General features: G+C 71.4%; 9 protein-coding genes and 1 pseudogene. 1 reads left to right on the top strand and 9 read right to left on the bottom strand.

The annotated features are described in order from the left end of the window. Nucleotides 1–4: 4 nt before the first annotated feature. The 3 genes from ABZV77_RS01860 to ABZV77_RS01850 form a co-directional block, all read right to left on the bottom strand. Nucleotides 5–1363 (bottom strand): aminotransferase class V-fold PLP-dependent enzyme, encoded by a 1359-nt coding sequence (locus ABZV77_RS01860; protein ID WP_356249212.1) that lies wholly within the window; start codon nucleotides 1361–1363, stop codon nucleotides 5–7. A 948-nt stretch (nucleotides 1364–2311) separates the two neighbouring features. Then, the gene (locus ABZV77_RS01855; RefSeq protein WP_356249210.1) at nucleotides 2312–4669 is read right to left on the bottom strand and encodes a glycosyltransferase family 39 protein; all 2358 of its coding nucleotides are present in this window, start codon (nucleotides 4667–4669) and stop codon (nucleotides 2312–2314) included. A 194-nt stretch (nucleotides 4670–4863) separates the two neighbouring features. After that, entirely contained in the window at nucleotides 4864–8790 is a 3927-nt protein-coding gene (locus tag ABZV77_RS01850) for a hypothetical protein (RefSeq protein ID WP_356249208.1), read from the bottom strand. A 1161-nt stretch (nucleotides 8791–9951) separates the two neighbouring features. Here ABZV77_RS01850 and ABZV77_RS01845 point away from each other — a divergent pair. Continuing rightward, nucleotides 9952–13023: a hypothetical protein gene (locus ABZV77_RS01845; RefSeq protein WP_356249206.1), complete on the top strand. Its 3072-nt coding sequence runs from the start codon at nucleotides 9952–9954 to the stop codon at nucleotides 13021–13023. A 15-nt stretch (nucleotides 13024–13038) separates the two neighbouring features. On the opposite strand, the pseudogene ABZV77_RS01840 reads toward ABZV77_RS01845, so the two are convergent. The 6 genes and pseudogenes from ABZV77_RS01840 to ABZV77_RS01815 form a co-directional block, all read right to left on the bottom strand. Then, a pseudogene (locus ABZV77_RS01840) lies at nucleotides 13039–14628 on the bottom strand (glycoside hydrolase); the annotation flags it as partial. A gap of 38 nt (nucleotides 14629–14666) precedes the next feature. Next, nucleotides 14667–16109 carry an RICIN domain-containing protein gene (locus ABZV77_RS01835; RefSeq protein ID WP_356249204.1) on the bottom strand — a complete coding sequence of 481 codons (1443 nt, stop codon included), beginning with the start codon at nucleotides 16107–16109 and terminating at the stop codon, nucleotides 14667–14669. 50 nt (nucleotides 16110–16159) lie between these two features. Further along, a complete protein-coding gene (locus ABZV77_RS01830) occupies nucleotides 16160–17923 on the bottom strand; it encodes a beta-galactosidase family protein (RefSeq protein WP_356249202.1) in 1764 nt (587 codons plus the stop codon). Between the two features lie 63 nt (nucleotides 17924–17986). Then, on the bottom strand, nucleotides 17987–18946 hold the full coding sequence (locus ABZV77_RS01825) for a carbohydrate ABC transporter permease (RefSeq protein ID WP_356249200.1): 960 nt from the start codon (nucleotides 18944–18946) through the stop codon (nucleotides 17987–17989). A 3-nt stretch (nucleotides 18947–18949) separates the two neighbouring features. After that, entirely contained in the window at nucleotides 18950–19861 is a 912-nt protein-coding gene (locus ABZV77_RS01820) for a sugar ABC transporter permease (protein ID WP_356249198.1), read from the bottom strand. Between the two features lie 30 nt (nucleotides 19862–19891). Continuing rightward, nucleotides 19892–21229, bottom strand: coding sequence for a sugar ABC transporter substrate-binding protein (locus ABZV77_RS01815; protein WP_356249196.1), 1338 nt, complete (start codon nucleotides 21227–21229; stop codon nucleotides 19892–19894). Nucleotides 21230–21400 lie beyond the last annotated feature (171 nt).

Genomic DNA, 21400 nt, shown 5'->3' with positions numbered 1-21400 from the left:
CCCTCTAAGCTTTTTCCGTACTCTCTTCTCCGTCGAGCAGGTCCTGCGCCGTCCTTTTGATTTCGGAAAGCAGCATCCTGAAATGCTCGCCGGTGATCTGGTGGTTCATCATGACCACGCGCAGCGCCGCCACCCCGTCGAGGTTCACCTTCGAGATGAAGAAGTTCCCCTCGAATTTGATCCGGTTCCTGATGGCGATCTGCAGATGGTGCACGTCCTTCTTCTCGAGCCGTCTGCCGAGTTTCTCTTCGAGATTGGCCGGGTGGTAGCGGAAGCACAGGATGTTGGCTTCCGGCCGGTGCAGGGTCTCGAAGTCGGGGTCGGCCCTTACGACGTCGTGGGCCTCCTGTGTCAACTGGCAGAGATACTCGATTTTCTCCGCGAACAGGGCCCGTCCGTAAATGGCCCACAGTGCCCACAGCGTCATGATCATGGGACGCTTCGTGCACTCGAAGTTCTTTCCGCCGCTGTCGAAGGCGGTATAGACGTCCTGCTCCTCGTCGAAGACGTAGCTGGCCTTCTGCCGGAATGCCGAGAGGGCGGTCTCCTTGTTCCGGTAGAAGAGCATCGTGCAGGGCGATGGCACGAACATCATCTTGTGCGCGTCCCAGGTCAGGGAATCGGCCTTCTCGATGCCCCGCAGCTTGTCGCGGAGCGCGTCGGACACCAGCAGGCTCGCGCCGTGCGCGCCGTCGATGTGCAGCCAGATGCCCTTCTCCCGGGCCACCTCGGCGAGTTCGTCGATCGGGTCGAAGGCGCCCACCGACGTACTGCCCGCGGAGGCGACCATGCAGAACACCTTGAGGTTCTGCCGCTCGGCCGCTTCGAGGGTGGCGCGCACCTCGGCGGGGCAGATCTGCTGCTGCCGGTTGAGCGGCAGACGCACGAGCTGTGCGTCGCCGATGCCGAGCACACCGGCCGCCCGCGCCACGCTGTAGTGCACGTCGGCGCCCACGGCGATGGCGGGCCGGGGCTGGCCGCGCACCGCTGAACCGCCCTGTGACCAGTACCCGGGCAGCTTTTCGTTCCTGGCCGCGAGCAACGCCGTCAGGTTGGCGAGCGAGCCGCCCGACGTGGTGATCATGGTGAAGCGCTCCGGGTCCCAGCCGATGAAGCGATTCAGCTCGTCGGCCATGATCCGCTCCACGGCGTTGGGCAACTGGCCAGCCTCGTAGAACGAGGACGGCTGGTTGACCACGGAGCTGACGAAGTCGATGACGCCCGCGAGCGGTACGACTCCGGAGAACTGCCGCCCCATGTACCCGGGGGAGTGGACCTGGATCCCCGTCCGGATGTAGAGGTCGATGATGCCCGCCAGCCTCTCCTCGTCGAAGGCGGCGATCTTGTCGTGCTCGGTCGTCATGAGGGCCCTCGCGGCCTGCGAGAGCCTGGCCGGCTCGATCAGCTCGAGGCCTCTGATCGAGATGTCCGACAGGTGTTTCTCCAGCTTTGCGAGAGCTGTTTCCGAGTTCTCCCGGAACTGCTGCGGATCGAAAGCGTCCAGCAGGAGTGCGCTCTGATCGGACAGTAAGCCACTCCGTTCCGATCCGGGATCACTCGAGCGAGATTCCGTCACTAGGGTCCCCCCCTTGGAAATCCCCCGTGTACCCGACATGGTTGTTCCGGTGTGCGCCGACAGGGCGAGGCAGGCATTTCTTCGGCGTCACCGCAAAGGCTTGCCGTCCGGCTGATCAAACCGGACGGCACTTCCTTTCCCGGCGACGCGCGATCGGCGCAAGCCGCACGGATTCCCCCCTCGAAGAGTTCTGCGCAGCTGTCATCTCCCCGGCATGGTCAGTGCCTGCCCCCACAGCGACCACCGTAGGCGTCGTCCATTAATCGAGAAATCGAAAGTCTGGGTTCTGTCCGAAAGGGAGCGCGGACCATCTGATGGTTCGTCACTCAACAGTTGTCACACCCGCATCCGTAGCCTTCCGGGGCTCCAAGGGGGCTCCTCGCTTTTCGGACAGCATGCCTTGGGCATGTGCACGGCAGATAGGTAAAAGGGCAGTACCGGAGGCGGGTGTCCGGCGATGCAAGGCCTTTTCTGCCAACCTCGGACCCGGCCTCGGGGAAGCCCTTGCCGTCCCTGCGGGGCGCCTCGATCGGGGCGGATATTTCCCGCTCCGTCACGACGATTCGGCCACACGAACGATGGGGCGGCCGAGTGTTCGAATGGCGCGGAAGGGTGTGCCTGCGGAAGCTTCGGGTGCGGTGACTGCGAGGGCCCGGTGGGAGCGGGGTGCGGTGACCGTGCCAGCGGATGTCGCTGGGACGGCCACCGCTCCTCCCCCGGTCGGTGGCGCTGGGGTCAGCGGCTTGTGGCGTCGGAGGGCTCGCAGCGGTACAGGGTCTGTGTGGGTGCCTTCGGTGTTTTTGGTGTCTTCGGTGCTTTCGGTGTCTGCGAGTTCTTCGGGTTGCCGCCGCCGGTTGCTCCGTACGCGCGTGGCTCGACCTCGGCGCAGGCCGACGCGACCCAGGCGCTGATCTTCGACGTCTTCGTGCCCTCGTCGGTGACCAGGGCGAAGCGGAGGTCACCGGTGGCGACGAGGTGCCGGTACTCGGAGAGGGTGACGGGCTGGGCGTGCAGTCCGGTGAGCGGCAGGACCGGCGTGCCCGCGGCGTAGATGTACGGGGCCGAGACCTCCCAAGTCTCAGTGGACAGCGTGTACTTGGCGGCGCTGTCGCGCTTCTCTGCGTACTCGACGTTCTCGATGTATTCGAGGATCCTGCGCTGATCGGGCGTCAGGGAGGTGCGGACCCTGACGTCGGCCGCGCGTACGGTGCCCGTGCCGGTTCCCGTTCCCGTCGAGATTCGGGTGTCGGCGCCCGGCCCGGCGTAGGCGTCGACCGCGCTTCCTCCATACCGTTCGTTCAGTACGGACAGCGACCATGTCGTCGGTGCGGCGAACATCGCGACGGCTGCGGCGAGCAGGCCGCCGAGCGCGATCCTGTGCGCGGACTTGCCTGTGGTCCTGCCCGTGGTCTTCGGGAAGCGGCCGAGGGCGATGACGGCGATGAGTGCGGCCGCTACGACCAGCGGGACCAGCCAGGGGGCGAAGCCGGTGTGTGCCCGGGCCAGATGGACCGTCCAGGCGGCCTCGACCACGACGACCGCGGGGAGGAGCCAGGCGCGGGCCGTCCCCCGGGCCGCGGCACGGTGTGAACGCCACAGAGTGACGGTCCCGGCGGCGGACAACGCGACGAGCGGGGGCGCGAGGACGGCCACGTACGCGGTGTGGGGAAGGTTGCCGAGGGCGCTGAGCACGGCGGCCGCGGTGATGAGCCAGGTGCCCCACATCAGATGACCGGCCCGGCCCGGGTGGGTGCGGGAGGCCTTGCGGTGTCGGGCGAGGCCCAGCGCGAGGGAGATGAGCGCGAGCGGGTACAGCCAGGCGATCTGGGGTGTCAGGCGGGGGCTGCGCAGGAGCTTGAGCCACAGGGCCGTCCTGGAGGGGGACTTCGGGTTGATCTGGTTTCCGGTGGGGGTGGCGGTGGCGGCCGGTCGCCTCTCGGAGGGACCGCCCGAGGGCTTCGGTGCCGCGCCGCCCTTGTCTCGGCCCGCTCCGTCCGGCGCTGTGCGGTTGCCCGTGCCGTCTGGCCCTGTGCGGTTGCCCCTGCCGTCCGGTCGCGTGCGGTTGCCCGTGCCGTCCGGTCGCGTGCGGTTGCCCGTCCCGTCCGGTCCCGTGTGAGGGCCCGTTCCACCCCGCCCCGTGCTGTTGCCGGTCGCCGGGGGCGTGCGGGTGGCCCCGCCGTTGCCCCAGAGCCCGTTGCTGCTGGTGGGGGCCGCCCCATCGATCAATCCCGCGTGCAGCCGGTTGAAGCCGTTGTAGCCGAAGACCATCGCGGCCGCGCTGTTGTCCGTCGAGCCGTCCACGTATGGGCGGTCGCGCTCCGGCGTGAACGTCATCAACGCCACCCACGACAGCGACACCGAGAACATCACCACGCCCGCCACGGCCAGTTGGCCGATGCGGCGCCGCAACCGGACCGGCGCCGCCACGAGATAGCCGACGCACAGCGCGGGCACGATGATCCAGGCCTCCATCATCTTCGCCTGGAAGCCGAGCCCGATCCACAGCGCGCTCAGCAGCAGCGACCGCAGCCGAGCGGAGCGCACCGCCTTCTGGTACTGGTCGGCGGCGAGCACGAGGCACATCGTGACCGAGCCGTCGAGCATCGCGCGGCCGAACATGGAGGCCGCCACGGGCGTCACCGTGAGCAGCCCAGCGGCGAGCAGCCCGGCGGCGGGCCCCTGCCAGCGGCGCACCAGCCGGTACATCACCAGTACGGAGATCACGCCCATGACGCACTGCGGCAGTGTCAGCGCCCAGGCGTGGAAGCCGAAGATCCGCGCCGAGAGCGCCTGCGGCCACAGGAAGCCGCCGATCTTGTCCAGGGTGAGCGTGGCGGACGGATCGAGGCCGGTGAACAGGAACGCCTCCCAGCTCACCGACATGCTGCGCGCGGCCACCGAGTAGTACGGGGCGAAGCCGCTGCTCGTGATGTTCCACGTGTAGAGCAGGGCGGCGAGACCGGCGATGCCGAGGAGCGCGGGCCTGGCCCACCGGGGCTGGCCGACGGGCGAGCGCCAGAACCGCAGTCGGCTCCGGGGCGGCCGGTCCGGCGAGGGCCGGGGCGCAGGGGGTGCGGTGGTCAGGGAGGTCATGACCTCTGCTTCTACCGGTACGGGGTTGTCCGGGGTCGGACGCGCAGCACCGGACAACAAGCTCCGGACAACAGGCACCGGACAACAGGCACCGGACAACAAGCTCCGGACAACAAGCTCCGGACAACAAGTACCGGACAGCAAGCTCCGGACAAGAGGTTCCGAGCAGCGTGGTCCTCCGGCGGCCGATGGTGTCAGCGCGCGCAGGCCCGCCGGGGCCACTCGCCGTCCGGGGCGTTGAGGTAGCGGGCGCGTTCCGCCCCGCTGAGATCCCGGCGCAGCGAGCGGCAGATCCGGTCGACGGCCTCGCCCGTGCCGCGGAGCACGCCCCAGAGCCGCAGCGTGCCGTCCTCGCCGCCGCTGGCGACGGTACGTCCGTCCGGGCTGAACGCCACGGACCACACGGCGCCTTCGTGCCCGGCCAGGACGGAGTTCTGGAGCCCGGTCGTGGCGTCCCACAGCCGCACGGTGCCGTCCCGGTCCCCACCGGCCACCGTCCGCCCGTCGGGGCTGAACGCCACCGACTGGGCGCCGCGGCGGTTCCCTGTCAACGTGGCGCGGGCCGTGCCCGTGGCCGTATCCCAGAGCCGCACCGTGCCGTCCTCGCTGCCTCCGGCGACGGTGCGCCCGTCCGGACTGAACGCCACGCTCCGTACCGGGGACTTGGTGCCGGTGCGCAGGTCGCGGGTCCTGCCCCGGGCGGCGTCCCACAGCCGAAGGGTTCCGCCGTCGCCTCCGACGGCGACGGTGTGTCCGTCGGCTCCGAACGCCACGGACCAGACGGTCTCCCGATGCCCGTCCGACGCGCCGCGCGGCTCGCCGGTCTCTGCGTTCCACAGCCGTACGTCTCCACCGCCGCGCCCCTTGCCGGCGACGGCGACGGTGCGCCCATCGCGGCTGAACGCCACGGCATGCACCGCACCTTGAGGCCCTGTCAGCACTTTCCGCGTCCTACCGGTCACCGCGTTCCGCAGCCGTACGGTTCCGTCATCGCCGCCGCTGGCGAGAGTGCGCCCGTCAGGGCTGAACGCCACCGTCCGTACGTCCCCCTGATGTCCCGTCAGCACCCGCCGCGTCCTGCCATTGGCCGCGTCCCACACCCGTACGGTGCCGTCGCGGGCGCCACCCGCCACCGTGTGCCCGTCCGGACTGAAGGCCACCGACCGCACGGCACCCTGCCGACCGGTCACCGTGACGCGCTCCCTGCCGGTCGCCACCGCCCACACCCGCACCGTGCCGTCGCGTCCGCCGCTGGCCACCGTGCTCCCGTCCGGGCTGAACGCGGCGGCGGACACCGAGCCCCGGTGCCCGGCCAGCACCGCGCGCAGTGACCCGGTCGCCGCGTCCCACAGCCGCACGGTGCCGTCGTGCTGGCCGCTGAGCACCGTGCGGCGGTCGGGGCTGAAGGCCACCGACTCGGCGTCCCTGCGGCGTTCGGCGACCGTGCCGCGCTCCTTGCCGGTGGCCACGGTCCACACGCGTACGGTGCCGTCGCGGGCGCCGCCGGTCACCGTACGGCCGTCGGGGCTGAACGCGACGGACGCGACGGTACTGCGTCGCCCGGCCCGCAGGACGTGCGCCTTGCCGGTCGCCGCGTCCCACAGCCGTACGGTCCCGTCGTCGCCCCCGCTGGCGAGAGTGCGCCCGTCCGGACTGAACGCCACGGTCCGCACGGCCCCCTGATGTCCCGTCAGCGTGCGCCGTTCCTCGCCGGAGGCCGCGTCCCACACCCGTACGATGCCGTCGCGGGCGCCACCCGCCACCGTGCGCCCGTCAGGGCTGAACGCCACGGCTCCCACCTCGCCCCGGTGGCCGCCGGTCGCGAGGGTGCGCGACGATCCGGTTGCCGTGTTCCACAGCCGTACGGTTCCGTCGTCGCCGCCACCGGCCACGGTGTGCCCGCCAGCGCTGAACGCCAGGCTGTTGACGCCTCCTTGATGTCCTGTCAGCACTTTGCTCTGTCTGCCGGTCACGCTGTTCCACAGGCGTACGGTCCCGTCCTTGCCGCCGCTGGCCACGGTCCGGGCATCGGAGCTGAAGGCCACCGCCTTGACCTCGCCCCGGTGCCCCTCCATGCGCTGTTGCAAGGGGAGTGAGGCCGCGGCGAAGAGACCGGCGGTGGCCTCGGGGGTGGGGCGGATCCGGTAGGCGTACACCGCGAGGAGCGAGGCGAGGTCGGAGTCGGCGGAGAGGAGGGCGGCCGACTGCGCGGCGAGCTGCCGGGACAGGGCGCTGCGCTGCTCGGCGACGGCCTCCCGCCGGTTGCCCTCGCTGGTCCGGAACTGGTCCCAGGCGAGCAGGCCCGAGAGCAGCGCGAGGAGCAGGAGGACGGAGAGGGCGAGGGTGAAGCGCCGCAGCCGCCGGGTGGTGCGCGCCTCGGACAGCCGCTCCCGCTCCCTGGCCGCGGTACTGGCTGCGAGGAAGTCGTGCTCCAGGGTGGTGAGTTCGGGGTGGGGGTGCGCTCCGTGGGCGGAGGGGCTGTCACCGGAGGGGGTGCCGTCGTCGGCGGCGTGGGCGGTGTGGAGGGTGGAAGTGCCGTCGGCGGAGGTGGGGGCGAAGGAGTCCTCCGCCGCGTCGAGGCGCGTGCCGCGGTACAGCGCGCCCGGGTCGCGGTGCTCGCGGTCCCACGCGGTCGCCGCGTCGCTCAGCCGCTGGCGCAGCAGCAGCCCCGCCCGGTCCTCGTCGATCCAGTGGCGCAGCCGCGGCCAGGCCTGCAGCAGGGCCTCGTGTGTGAGCTCGACCGTCTCCGTGTCCAGGGTGATCAGGCGGGCCCTGGCCAGCGCGTCGAGGACCGTCCGCACGTCCGCGGGTCCTGAGCCCGCCGAGCCCAGGGAGTCCAGGTCCGCGCGGGCCGGTCGCCGCCTCGTGGCGTCGGTGCCTTCGCCGACCGCGACGAGGCGCAGCAGGAGTGCGCGGGCCAGCCGCCGCTGACCGTCGTCGAGACCGGCGTGGACCGCCTCCGCGGTCTGGCCCAGTGCGTGCCGGATGCCGCCCGCGGCCTCGTACCCGGCGAGCGTGAGCGTGTTCCCGCGGCGGCGTCGCCAGGTCTCGCGCAGTGCGTGGGAGACCAGCGGCAGCACCGTGGCGCGGCCGGTGGCATCGGCGATCACCCGGGCGAGCAGCGCCCCCTCGACCGTGCAGTCGGCGCGCGCGGCGGGCCTGCTGATCGCCCGGCGCAGCTCGTCGGTGGTCATCGGGCCCACCAAGAACTGGGCGTCGCGCAGGGCTTCCACGAGCTCCGGGTGCTGTGCGCAGCGGGCGTAGAAGTCGGCGCGCACGCCCAGTACGACGCGTGTCCGGCTGTTGGGCGTCCGGGCGGCGGTGAGCAGGGCGGTGATGAACCGCGTGCGTTCCCGGTCGTCGGAGCAGAGCGTGAAGATCTCCTCGAACTGGTCGACGACCAGAAGGAGTTCGGCGTCGTCGGGCTGGTCGGCCAGCGCCTTGAGCACGGTCAGGTGCAGGGCTCGCGGGTCCGTCACGAGGTCCGTGTGCAGGGTGGTCGCGGAGCCGTCGGTGACGGCGGCGAGGCGTGCGGCGCACTCTTCGAGGGGGTGGGCGCCGGGTGCGAGGAGGACGGTGGTCCAGCGGGTCCCGCTCCCGGCCCCCGCGCCGTCCCGCACACGGGGCAGCAGCCCCGCCCGCAGCAGCGAGGACTTCCCCGACCCGGACGCGCCGAACACGGCGAGGAAGCGCCGGGAACGTACCCGCCCGACCAGGTCGTCGGTGAGCTGTTCCCGCCCGAAGAACCAGGCGGCGTCCTCCGGCTGGAACGCGGCGAGTCCCACGTACGGCCCGCGCTGCTCCGGATCGTCGGAGCCGAGCACCTCGCCGGTACGGTCGTCCGTGGCCGCGAGCCGGGCGCCGAGCGCACGCCACCTCGCCTCCCATACGGCCACGTCCCCGCCGCACGCCCGCACGTAGGCGAGCGTGACCGGCAGGCTGGGGAGCCTGCGGCCGCCCGCCGCGTCGGCCAGCGTCGTCGAGGAGTAGTGGGCGTCGCGGGCCAGCCGACGGTACGGGGGACTGCCTGCCTTCTCCCTCAACCGCCGCAGATCGGCGGCGAACCCGGTGAGCTCGCCACCATCCTCCTCCAGCGGCCGCTCGCCCCGTGGCACCGTCACCACCCCCGCCCCTCATTGTCCGGCCCGGCCGCCCGCCCTCCAGCGGCCGGAACCGGACAATCCACCGGCTCAGTGGGTACGGGTCCACCAGTGGGCGAGGACGAGGAGAAGAGGCCCCGACATGTCGGCCACGCTGAGGACGGCGTGGCGACGGGCCGCCGACCAGAGGGACGGCGCCCGGCCCTCCACGGGGCGATGAAGGCCCTCTCCCGTTCTCCCTCCCTTTCTCCCGTCGTCATCACCTTCGTACGGCATGCGAACCTCCGCTCCTCAAGGGGGCGTTGCCCCTGGCCGCACCTTGCGCGCGGCCGGTGACATCACCTTGCTGCCGCCCGGCCCCTGCGCCCCGTACTCCCGGGCGGAGCGGGCGGACCGGGCGCGCCCGGCGAACTATCCTGCTGGTCGGCGCCCTCACGAACCGGCACCCGGAACACCCGATCCGGGTGGAACGGGCGTCGGCATGCGCGGGGGAGGGACGGGGCGATGGGTTCGGCTCGACAGCGGCTGTGGGCACACCTGCGCGGGCTGCGCGCGAGGGCGGAGGCTGCCCGGCGCGCCCAGGGGCTCTCCGACTCCCAGGCCACGGTGGAGCGCGAACTCAAGGCCTCGGGCCGCGGCGGCGCATCCGGTTTCTCCGGCCAGCGGATCAACGACTGGACGCCCGAAAAGCCGGAGTCCATGAGCATCCCCCAGCCACGCAGCCACGACCGGGTCGTCGCGCTCGCGGGCCTCTGGGCCGAGTGGGCGGGAGAGCCACCGCCCGGCCGCGCCCTGCGGAACCTGCTGGACGAGGCCTGCGACGAGTGGCGGCGCAAGCGCACGAACGGTGCGTCTGGGCGGGCGTCCGCGGAACGGGGTGCGTCCGCGGGACGGGGCGCGTCGGCGGGACACGCGGCCCCTGCCGGGCAAGGCGTGTCTCCTGGACACAGTGCGTCTCGCAATGCAGCGGCGCCTGGCGGACACGGGACGTCTTCCGAGCACGGGTCCCCTGCTGGACACGGCGCGTCTCCCGAATACGGGCCCTCTGCCGGACACGGCGCGTCTCCCGAATACGGGCCCTCTGCCGGACACGGCGCGTCTCCCGAATACGGGCCCCCTGCCGGACACACACCCCCTCCCGCACGCCGAACGGCAAGAACCCTCACCCCCTGGCTGCTCGAGGTGCGCGAAGCGCCCCTGCCCGGCCGCCCCGCCGCACCACCCACCCCGCCCACGGCCCCCACCCTCACCCCCTACCTCCCCCGCACCCACGACCACGCCCTCCGCGAACACCTCAAGTCCGCCGCGTCCGGCGGCCCTTCCGCCCTGGGTGTGTTGACCGGCGATTCGTCGACCGGCAAGACGCGGGCCCTGTACGAAGCGGTCCTGGCTGTGGCGCCGGACCGCCGACTGCTCCGGCCGCCCACCGCCCGCGCCCTGCTCGACCTGATCGACCGCGGCGAGGTGGGCGAAGGGTGTGTGCTGTGGCTGAACGAGGTGCAGCGGATTCTGCTCGACCGGGAAGGGGACGACGCCGCGGTCGCGCTGACCGCCGTCCTCCAGGAACAGCCCGGCATCGTCGCCGTCGCCGCCCTCTGGGAGGACCCGTACTGGCGTCAGTTCACCGCGGAGGGGCAGCGCGACGACCCGTCCAGGCACACCAGGGCCCTGCTGAAAGGGGTCCACGCGCAGCGTTTCAGGGTCCCGCACCGCCTCACCCCCGAAGAGCTCGACCAGTGGCGGCAACTCGCCCGCGACCGCGAGGACGCCCGGCTCCACTCCGCAGGGCGGGCCGGTGCGGCCGACGGTCAGGTCGTCCAGCACCTCAGCGGCGGGCCCGAGCTGCTCGACGCCTATGTGAGCGGTCCTGAGGGGCACTTCACCCCGCGCGAGCACGCCCTGGTCACCGCCGCCCTCGGCGCCCGCAGGCTCGGCCACCAGACGCCGCTCGGCGGCGACCTCCTCGCGGCGGCGGCCGACGCCTCCCTCGCCCCGCACCACCGGGCCTCCCGCGCCGACTGGGCCGCCACCGACCTGGCGGCGCTGACCGACGGCGTGCGCGGCGACGGCTCGCGCGCCGACATCCGCAGCACCCTCACCCCGCTGCGCGCGGTGCGGGCGTCCGCCGGGGCCAGGCCCCGCTACGAACCCGCCGACTACCTCCTCCAGCACACCGCGCCGCCCCACGCGGCCCCGCCGGGCACCGTGGCCCTGTGGGAGGCGCTCGTCCGGCACACGGTCGATACCGAGGACCTGCACCGGCTCCAGGCTGCGGCCTGGCGGCGTGGACTGTTCCGGTACGCCCTCGGGCTCGACCGGCGGGCCGCGCTCGCGGGCAGTGACGACGCGTGCGTACGTATCGTCGAGCGCACCCGGCGACACCCCGACGCCGCGCGAGCCGCCGCCTGGGCCGCCGCGCACGTGGGCCTGTCGGACGACCGGGCCGTGCACGAGCTCCTTGCGGCGCTGCACGCATCAGGAGACCAGGAGGCCGTGGACACGCTCGCGCGGCGCCTCGTCGAGGCCGCCGACCCGGCGGACGTGCAGGCCGTCGGCGAGCTGGCCGAACGCCTGGCGGAGGCCGACGTCACGGACGCAGTCGTCGATGCCCTCGTCGACTCCCTGGCCGCCCACGTCGACCGGACCGCCACGGAAGGAATCGTCTGGGCGCTGCCGCACCTCGCGAAGGCGACCGCGGGGCGGCCCGCACGGCGCGTCGTCGGACCGCTGGCGCACCGCGCCGCCACCCACGCGGACCTGACGAACACGTGGCGCACCACCCGGCTCCTGGACGTGCTCGGCACCGTCGGTGAGCCCCGCGCGGTGGCGGTCCTTGCCGCTCGCATCGTGGCCGGGGCGGCGGACCTCGAGCCAGGCGCACTCCCCTGGCTGATCGGCGCGTTGCGGCAGGCCGGGGCGGACCGGGCCGCGCGCGACCTGCTCGCCCTCGACCCCGCCGCCCGCACCGGGCTCACCGACGTCGGCACCGTCTCGCGGCTCCTCCAGGTGCTCGGGGAGGCCGGGGACGAGGACGGTGTGCGCACCGTGCTCGGCCGCTCGCCCGCCCGCCACATCGACGTCGTCGGCCACCCGGACTTCTTCGACATCACGTCCGTCCTGTGCGGGTTCCTCGTAGCGCTCCGGGAGTTGGGGGCCGAGGAGGAGTTCGCCGTGCTGGCCGAGCGCGTGGCGGAGGGGGCCGACCTGGAGGACGCGGAGGCGATGGCGTCGCTGCTCGACCTGTTCCACCACACCGGCAGGCCCGAGCTCGTACGCCGGGTGCTGGCACGGCAGCCGGTGACCGGGCTCTTCTACGAAGACCCGGAGGAACTGCGGGGGCTCCTGTGCGCGCTGCTCGCGATCGGTGCGGACGCCGAGTTTGAGGCGCTGGCGTCGGAGGTGGTCTCCCACGTGCCCCTCACCGAACCGGACGCCGTCGGGGAGGTCGTCGTACTGCTGTGGGAGCTCGGCGGGGAACGGGCCCTCGCCCCGCTGATGGCGGCGGCGCTCGCCCACACGCCTGCGGACGAGACGTTCTTCCTGGTCCGGGAGTTGTCCCTGGCCGGTGCGCAGGACGCAGCCGCCCGGCTGGCCCGGCACATCGCCGAGCACGTCGAGAGGCCGAGCGTGGACGCCATGGAGTTCGTGCTCTGGGCCTTCACGGAGGTCGGTCAGTCGGAGGCGGTGGAGGTCCTCTTCGACCGCGGCCTCCTGGACGGGCTCGACGCGGTCGACTACGAAGGCCGGGAAGCGCTCGCGGACCTCGTGGACACCCTGTGTGCGGCGGGCAGGAGGGAGGCCGCCCGGAACATCGCGGACCGGGCGGCCGCCGCGGTCGCGCTCACCGACGTCTACGCCATCAGCACCCTGCTGAAGGCCTTGACCGCCCACGGCTTCACGCAGGCGCGCGCGGTCCTGATCCGACGGGCCGCCGCGGGGGCCGAACTGACGCACATGAACAGCGTCGCCCGGCTGATCGAGGAGTTCCTCGCGGCCGGGGCCGTCGACGCCGTCGACGAGGTCCTGCGCCGCGACCCGCTCGGGCAGATCGACCGGGGCTGGGCCACGGAGAGCTGCCACGAAGCGCTCGTGGCCGCCCTCCGCAGAGCGGGCGCCCCGCAGGCGGACGAGTACGCCCGGTGGGCGCGCGGCGCCGGAATGCTGCCCGTCGAGCCCTGCCTGCCGCACGGCGTGGAGCTCGACGGCAGCCCTGCCGCCCCCTGGTCCTGGGCGAGCGTCATGGCGCAGGCCTGACGGCCGTCAGGAAGCGCCGTCGACGACGAAACTGGTGACGGACTCGGCCGGGACGGTGAAGGTGGCCCTGCCGTCCGTCACCGGGACGGGGTCCCGCTCCTCCAGTGCCCCGCCCGCGCTGGTGACGACCGGCGTCATCGTGGCGTCCGGCGACACGCGGGAGAACTTCGAGAGGTCCACCGTCACCGACCGCTCCTCCCCGCCGGAGTTGACGTGGACCACGGTGGCGCCGCCCCCGTCCGCGCGGACCGCCGCTGCGCTCGACGTGTCGTCGACCGTGACCAGCCGGTCGCCCGGCCGGATCGTGTGCGTGAAGTTGCGGGCGGTGTCGAACTTCGTGTTGGTCCTGATCGGACACGTCTTCAGGGTGTCCTTGGCGGTGCAGTCGAAGGGCAGCTGGATGCTGCCCCAGTTACCGCCCCGCTCGCTCTCCCCGCCGGGCTTCATGTTGTTGTAGTCCTCGACGGGCTGCCAGAACACCCAGGCGGACGGCTCCAGTTCACGCAGGTCGTCGACCATGTGCTGGGCCAGGCCGAGGCCGGACTTCATGTCGGTGAAGTCCTGCCCGTCCGGATCCCACTCACCCTCGACCTCGCTCATCCACAGCGGCTTCCCCGCCTCCTTCGCCAAGTCACGTACGGCCGTACGGCCTTCGGTGCCGTACGTGTGGACGTTGAGCCGGTCGACGAGGTCGCGGACCTCGGTGGGGTAGGAGTTCCAGTTCTTGGCGAACAGGGTGGGGTTGGTCTCGTCCATCGCCGATGTCTTCGCGCCCGTGCGGGACTTCGCGAGTTTCGGGGCGAGCGCGCGGAGTACCTTCTGCTGGAGCTCGGGGCCGATGTGGGCGCCCTCCTGGCGTCCGCCGACGGGCTGCGCGTCGGAGCCCAACGTCGTACTCCAGTAGTCGGTGTTGGGCTCGTTGAACGGGGCTATCGTGTCGACCTCGATGCCGTGCGCCTTCTCCAGGCGTTCGGTCGCGCCCGTGAGGTACGCGGCGAAATCGTCGACGGACTCCTCCTTGAGCTGGTCCTCGGTGGCGTCGAAGCCCCCGGACACGTAACCGCTCTTCGTCATGAACCAGGGCGGCGAGTTGCTGAACGTCTCCCAGTGGTCGATGTCGCCCTTGATGCGGTCGACCCACCACCGCTGTGTCCTGTCCGCGTCGGGGTTCCAGTGGGCCGGGTCGTCGGGGTCCCACCACTCGGTGTCCTCACGGGTGGTTCCGGCGGGCGCCCGCCACCAGCCCTGGACGGCCCCGCCGGGGCGCAGATAGTCCTTCACGCCGGGGGCGTTGCCGCCGCCGATGTTGTAGCGGGCGATGTTGAGGCCGAGCCCGCTGTCGCCGAAGACGAGGTCGGCGAGCTCCTCGCGGACCTCCGGGGGATAGCCGCCGGTGGCGTTGGCGAACCAGACGAGGCTGGTGCCCCAGCCCTCGAACTCCTCCTGGGCACGGGAGGGATCGGGCTGAACGGTGACCGTGGGGGGAGCGGCTGCCTGGGGTGGGGCCGCCGCGAGGACGGTCGTGGTGGCCAGGGCCGTGGAGCCGAGAGCCGTGAGCAGCCGCGTACGACGTGTGCGGTGTATGTGGCGTGTTCCGTGTGCCATCGTGTTCCCTTCTCCGGGGGTGTCGATCGGCTCGGAGGTCAGGCCGTCGTGCGGCGCTCGAACTGCTGGCTGGTGCCGTCCCCGCAGGTCTCCTGCACGAGGCGGGCGCCGTCCGCCGTGGATTCGTCGGCGACGGCGAGGCACTTGTCGCTGTGCCGCGCCACCAGCCGGTGGGCGGCGTCGCCCCGCTCCTCGAACCGCCACTGCTGGTTGGCGCCGGAGGTGCAGCGGTACTGGTGCACGGTGGCGCCGTCAGCGGTGGATTCGTCGGCCACGTCCAGACACTTGCCGCTGTGCTGGGCGAGCACACGGACGTACCCGCCGCCCGCGTCCTCGAACCGCCACTGCTGGTTGAGCCCCTGGTCACAGCCCTGCTGGGCGACCTCCGCACCGTCGGCGGCCGAGTCGCCCGAGACGTCGACGCACTTGCCGCTGTGCCGGGCGGCGAGGCTGTGGCGGGCGTCGCCGCCCACACCACTGACGGCTCCGGTCTCCGTGTCGAGGGAGATCTGCGGGTACCACGGCAGGTCCATGGTGGTCCTGGTCGGGAAGGCCAGCGGCAGCCAGACGTACTGCGAGTCGTTGACCGTGCCGCCCATGGAGTTGCCCCAGCGGTCGCCCATGTAGAGGTACGAGGTGGCCGATGAGCCCTGCACCGGAAGGACGAAGGCGGCCTGCGAGCCGTAGGCCGTGTCGTTGCCGACGTCCTTCATCTCGCTCCACGGGCCCGCGAGGCTCTCGGCGGTGGCGTACTTCTGCTGGTTGGGGTTCCAGCCGCTGGTCCCCGAGGTCAGCATGAAGTAGACGCCGTCGCGCTTGAACAGCGCCGGAGCCTCTCGCCACTGGCCCGGCCAGGGGTTGGCCACCTGCTTGTCGTAGCCGGTGAAGTCGTCGTCGAGCCGGTAGATGTGCAGGTCGGCGTTGTTCTCCGTGGCCGTGATCTGGTACGCCGTCCCGTCGTCGTCCTGGAACAGCGTCTGGTCGCGGGAGGTGGTGCCGCTCGGCGGCCGGAAGCTGCCCTTCCAGGTGTAGTCGCCGTCGACGGTGTCGGAGACCGCGACGGCGGCGCGTGCCTCGTTGTAGTCCTTGCCGTTCTCCTTGTGCATCCACATGACGAACTTGTGGGTGGCCTTGTTGTAGATCACCTTCGGCCGCTCGATGTACGAGACGTCGAGCTCCGGGTCGCTGGCCCGGGTCAGGACGTTCTTCCTGAACTCCCAGGTCTTCAGGTCGGTCGAGCGGTAGACCGAGACCGCCTTGAACGTGTTGTCGGCGTTGCGGTTCTCACCGAACCAGTAGTAGTGCGAGCCGACCTTGAGCACGCCGCCACCGTGGGCGTGGACGCCGTTCCCGCCGGTGTCGGGGAACTGCGTCGCGTTGGTGACGGTGACCGGTGCGGCCTCCGCGCTGGTCGAGGCGGTCAGCAGCAGGAGCACGCTTGCGCATGCGGCCAGCGCTGGCCTGAGGGCACGTCGGAACATCGGGCTTCCTCTCGGGTGGGGGGGAAACTCAGGTGCGGTGCGGGGGCGGCTCAGGGCGCCACGGGGCCGAGGTCCGGGGTGTCCGTGAGCAGCGCCCGCCTGCCGGTGGTGGCCTGCAGCTCCAGGAGGACGACGTCGTTGGAGCCGGGGCGCAGGACGGGGGAGGGGACGTAGAGGGTGCGCTGCGGGCCGCGGTTCCAGTACCGGCCCAGGTGGAAGCCGTTGACCCAGGCCTGGCCCTTGGTCCAGCCGGGCAGGGCGAGGAAGGTGTCGGCCGGGACGGTCACGTCGAACGTGCCGTGGTGGAAGGCGGGCACCGAGTCGGTGGTGGACCTGTCGGGGGTGAAGGGCACCGCCGACAGGTCGTCGAGGGGCAGGGGGTGGCAGTCCCAGCCGAGCAGGACCGTGCCGTTGAGGTCGACCGGGCCGAGCAGGCCCTTGGGGGCGCCGATCCGCGGGCCGTAGTTGACCCCGCCCATGTTCTCCACGAGCACGTCGAGGACCGCGCCCGCGCGCGGCACCCGGACGGGCAGGGTCTCCTCGTGCCGCTCGCGTTCGAGTACGCCGACGGGGGCGCCGTCCAGGAAGACCTGGGCGCGGTCGCCGACACCGCCGGGGAAGCACAGCAGGCCGTCGCCCGCCTCGGGGACGGTGGTGCGGTAGAGCGCGTATCCGGCGCGCAGGCCGAGCTCGTCCATCGTCGCGGGCAGCTCCGACCGCACGCCTTCGGCGAGGACGTGCGCGTACGGCAGGAGCGGCGCGCGGCGCCCGAACTGAACCTCGGTGTGCGGGAGTTTGGGGCTCGGGGCCGGTACCGGCCGGTCCGGCACCGGTGCGTGGCGGGCGATGACCTCGCGGAAGGCGTGGTACTTCGGCCCGGGGTCGCCGGACTCGGTGAGCGGGGCGTCGTAGTCGTAGGAAGTGACGATGGGCGCGTAGGCGTGGTCGTGATTGGCGCCGTTGGTGAACGCGAAGTTGGTGCCGCCGTGGAACATGTAGATGTTGACCGAGGCGCCCGCGGAGAGCAGCAGGTCGAGGTCGGCGGCGGCGTCGGCCGCGTCCCGCACGTGGTGGGGTTCGCCCCAGTGGTCGAACCAGCCGATCCAGAACTCCGCGCACATCAGCGGCCCTTCCGGCTGGTGCTCCCGGAGGCGGGCCAGCGAGGGGGCGACGCGGCTGCCGAAGGTGCCGGTGACGAGCGTGCCAGGCAGGGTGCCCGCCGCCAGGTGCGCGGGGTCGGCCTGGTCGCAGGTGAACAGCAGCTCCGCCACCCCGCGCGAGCGCAGGGCGAGCTCCAGGTGCTTCAGATAGGCGGTGTCGTTGCCGTAGGCGCCGTACTCGTTCTCCACCTGGACGGCGATCACGGGGCCGCCGGACGCGGCCATGTGCGGCAGGAGCGCGGGAAGCAGCTGGTCGAGGTAGCGGTCGAACGCGTCGGTGAAGCGGGGGTCGCTGCTGCGCAATCTGATGTCAGGGTCCGCGGTGAGCCACGAGGGCAGTCCGCCGCCGTCCCACTCGGCGCAGATGAACGGCCCGGGGCGCAGCAGGACGCGCAGGCCCTCGGCGTGGGCCAGCCGCAGATAGCGCGGCAGGTCGAGGAGGCCGTCGAGGACGATCGGGCCGTTCGGGTCGGGCTGGTGGAGGTTCCAAGGGACGTACGTTTCGATGGTGTTGAGGCCCATCAGGCGGGCCTTGCGCAGCCGGTCGGTCCACTGGGCCGGGTGGACGCGGAAGTAGTGCATCGCGCCGGAGACGATCCGGAACGGCTCGCCGTCGAGGAGGAAGCCGTCGGACGTCGTGGTCAGTGCGGGCATGCGAAATCTTTCCTTCGGCTACGGGGGTGTTCGTGGGGGCCTGAGGGGGGGGAGGGGGAGGAGCTACTCCTTGACGCTGCCCGCCGCGAGACCCGACTGCCAGTACCTCTGGAGCAGCAGGAACGCGGCGATGAGCGGCAGGATGGTGATCAGCGACCCGGTGATCACCAGATGGAAGACGGGCTGGCCACCGGCGGTCGCCGCCTGCGCGTTCCAGGAGTTGAGCCCGAGGGGCAGCGGATACCAGTCCGGGTCCTTGATCATGATCAGCGGCAGGAAGTAGTTGTTCCAGGTGTGCACCATGGTGAAGAGCAGGACCGTCACCGTGCCCGGGGCCAGCTGCGGCAGGCAGACCTTGAAGAAGATGCGCAGCTCGCCGGCACCGTCCATGCGGGCGGCCTCCATCAGCTCGGTGGGGATGGCCTCGCTGGCGAAGACCCACATCAGATAGAGGCCGAACGGCGAGATCAGGGACGGGATGATGACCGCCCACGGGGTATTGGTCAGGCCCATCTCGCTGAACATCAGGAACGTGGGGATCGCGAGGGCGGTGCCCGGCACCGCGACCGCGCCGATGACGACGGCGAACACCGCGCGTTTGCCGGGGAAGGCGAACTTGGCGAGGGCGTACCCGCCGAGCACCGCGAGGACCGTGGCGCCGCCCGCGCCTAGGACCACGTACAGCAGCGTGTTCAGGAGCCAGCGGGTGAAGACGCCGTCGTCGTAGGTGAACGTCTCGGTGATGTTGTCCCACAGCGCGAAGTCGCCGCCGAACCACAGCCCGAACGACGAGGCCAGGCCCTTCTGCGACTTGGTGGCACCGATCACGAGCCACGCCAGCGGCAGCAGCGAGTACACCACCACGAGGCCGGTGAGAGCGGTCAGCAGGACACTGCGGCGGGGCCGGGCGACGCTGTGCTGCCGCCGGGCACGCGGATCGGCGCGCAGCCGGGGGGCCGAAGGTGCGCGGCGCCGAGGGGGGACGGGCGCGGCCTCGGGGGTGACGGTGGTGGGGCTGCCCATGGGTCACGCTGCCTTTCGCATGCCGCGCAGCTGGACGACGTAGGCGACCACCATGGTGATCAGGCCCATGACGATGGCGACGGTCGCGGCGTAGTTCTGCTGCTGCCCGTTGAACGACAGCGAGTACGTGTAGAGGTTCGGCGTGTACGAGGTGGTGATGGCGTTCGGCGCCAGGTTCTGCAGGATGCTCGGCTCGTTGAAGAGCTGGAAGCTGCCGATGATCGAGAAGATCGTGGCGATGGCCAACGCGCCCCGGATCGCGGGGAGTTTGATGGCGGTGATGACGCGGAGCTGCCCGGCGCCGTCGATCTCCGCCGCCTCGTAGAGGGACGTGGGGATCACCCGCAGCGCGGAGTAGAAGATGAGCATGTTGTAGCCCGCGAACTCCCACGTGACGATGTTGCCGATGGAGGCGAGGACGAGGCCGGGCGAGAGCGGGTCGGGCAGGGTGGTGTTCAGGGCGTCGTTGAGGTCCCCGACCAGGCCGAACCGGGTTCCGTAGAGAAAGCCCCACATCAGCGCGGCGACCACCGCGGGCACGGCGTACGGCAGGAAGATCGCGATCCGGAAGAAGCTCTTCCCGTACAGTCGGCCGCTGTCCAGCGCGAGCGCCACCACCAGCGCGATGCCCAGCATGATCGGCACCTGCACGGCGAGGAACATCCCGACCCGGCCGACGCCCTCCCAGAACTCGCGGTCCTGGAGGGCCCGTTGGTAGTTGTCGAGCCCGACGAACGTGGTGCCACCGATCAGCCGGTCCTGGAAGAGGCTCAGATAGACGGAGTACGCGATGGGGGCGAGGAAGACGAGGGCGAAGACGAGGGCGAACGGGCCGATGAACCCCCATCCGGTCCAGGACCGTCGCGACGTGCGCACGGGACGGGGGCCCGCGGCCGCGGATTGCACAATTGCCATGGTGTTTCCTCGGTTGGTCTTGACCTGGGGCTACTGGACGGTGAAGCCCTGTTCCTTGCCGTACTTGACCGATGCGTCCTGCCAGGATCTGAGGCCCTGCCGAAGGCTGGTGCCGCCGACGTACGCCTTGCCGACGGTGTCGTTGAAGACGCTGTTCGCGTAGACCTGGTAGGGCAGGTAGGACCAGCCGGGGACGACCTGCTGCGCGGACTCGGCGAGGACCTGGTTGATCCGCTGGCCGCCGAAGTACGCCACCTTCTTGTCCCGGAAGGCGGGGGAGCCGAGGTGCTCGGTGGTGGCGGGGAACGTCCCCTCGTCGATGCGTGTCTGCACGCCCGCCCCGACGGTGGCGTACTTGAGGAACGCGTACGCGAGGGTCTGCCTGGCGCCGGCCTGCGTCAGGACGAGTGAACTGCCGCCGTTCTCGGCGGACTTGCCCGCGCCGCTCTCCCACTGCGGCATCGGCGCCACGCGCCACTTGCCCGCGGCGGCCTTGACGCCGGACTGGAGGCTGGCGGGCATCCACGCGCCGATCACCAGCGTGGCGATGCTGCCGTCGCCGAGGCCCTTGTACCACTCGTCGCTCCACGACGTCACCGACGCGAGGAGCTTGTCGTCGATGAGCCGCTGCCAGGAATCGGCGAACTTCTTGCTGCCCGCGTCCGCGAAGTCCACGCCGACCCGGGTGCCGTCGACGGAGTAGGGCTTGCCGCCTGCCTGCCAGATCATGCTCGTGGTGAAGCCCGCGTCGCCCGTGTCGTTGGTGATGTACGCCTTCGGGTCGGCGGCGTGCAGCTTCTTGGCCGCGGCGAAGTACTCCTCCCAGGTCTTCGGCACCTTGATCCCGTGCTTGTCGAAGACCTCCTTGTTGTAGAAGAGGGCCATCGGGCCCGAGTCCATCGGCAGCCCGTACACGCCGTCGGTCCCGGCGCGCACCGCGTTCCATGGGCCAGGGGTGAAGGCGCCCTTCAGCTTGTCGGCTCCCAACTCCCGCAGATCCACGAGGGACTTGGCGAGGGCGAACTGCGGTAGCGCGTAGTACTCGATCATGGCGATGTCCGGCACGCCCTTGCCCGCCTTGATGGCGTTCTGCAGCGCGGTGTACGCGTCGGTGTTCGTGCCCGCGTTGACCAAGTCGACCTTGACCTCGGGGTACTTGGCCATGAAGTCCGCGACGACCGGCTTCATCGGCTCGTCCCAGGACCAGACCGTGATGCTGCCGCCCTTCTTCAGTGCGGCCCGCAGGTCGGCGTCGGACAGCGGCTCCGCACCCGGGCTGCCCTCGTCGGAGGAGCCGCAGGCGCCCGCGGTCAGCGGCACCGACAAGGCGGCGCCCATCAGCAGGGCCTGACGCCGGGATATGGCCATGGTGTTCCCTTTCGTGCGTGTTGCGGGGGAGCGTGGTTACGTAAACATGGCCTGGACCGCGCGGCGGCGGAGGCTTCAGGGCGAGCGGGGTGTGGGGGTGGCGGTGGGGTCAACACCGCGATGTTTACGTAAACTTCGGTAGCGCGTACGGTGGCACCCGTCACAGCGGCC

It is taken from the genome of Streptomyces sp. NPDC004732 (genome assembly GCF_040609235.1).
Lineage (GTDB): Bacteria > Actinomycetota > Actinomycetes > Streptomycetales > Streptomycetaceae > Streptomyces.
This window is presented reverse-complemented; position numbering and strand designations above follow the sequence as displayed.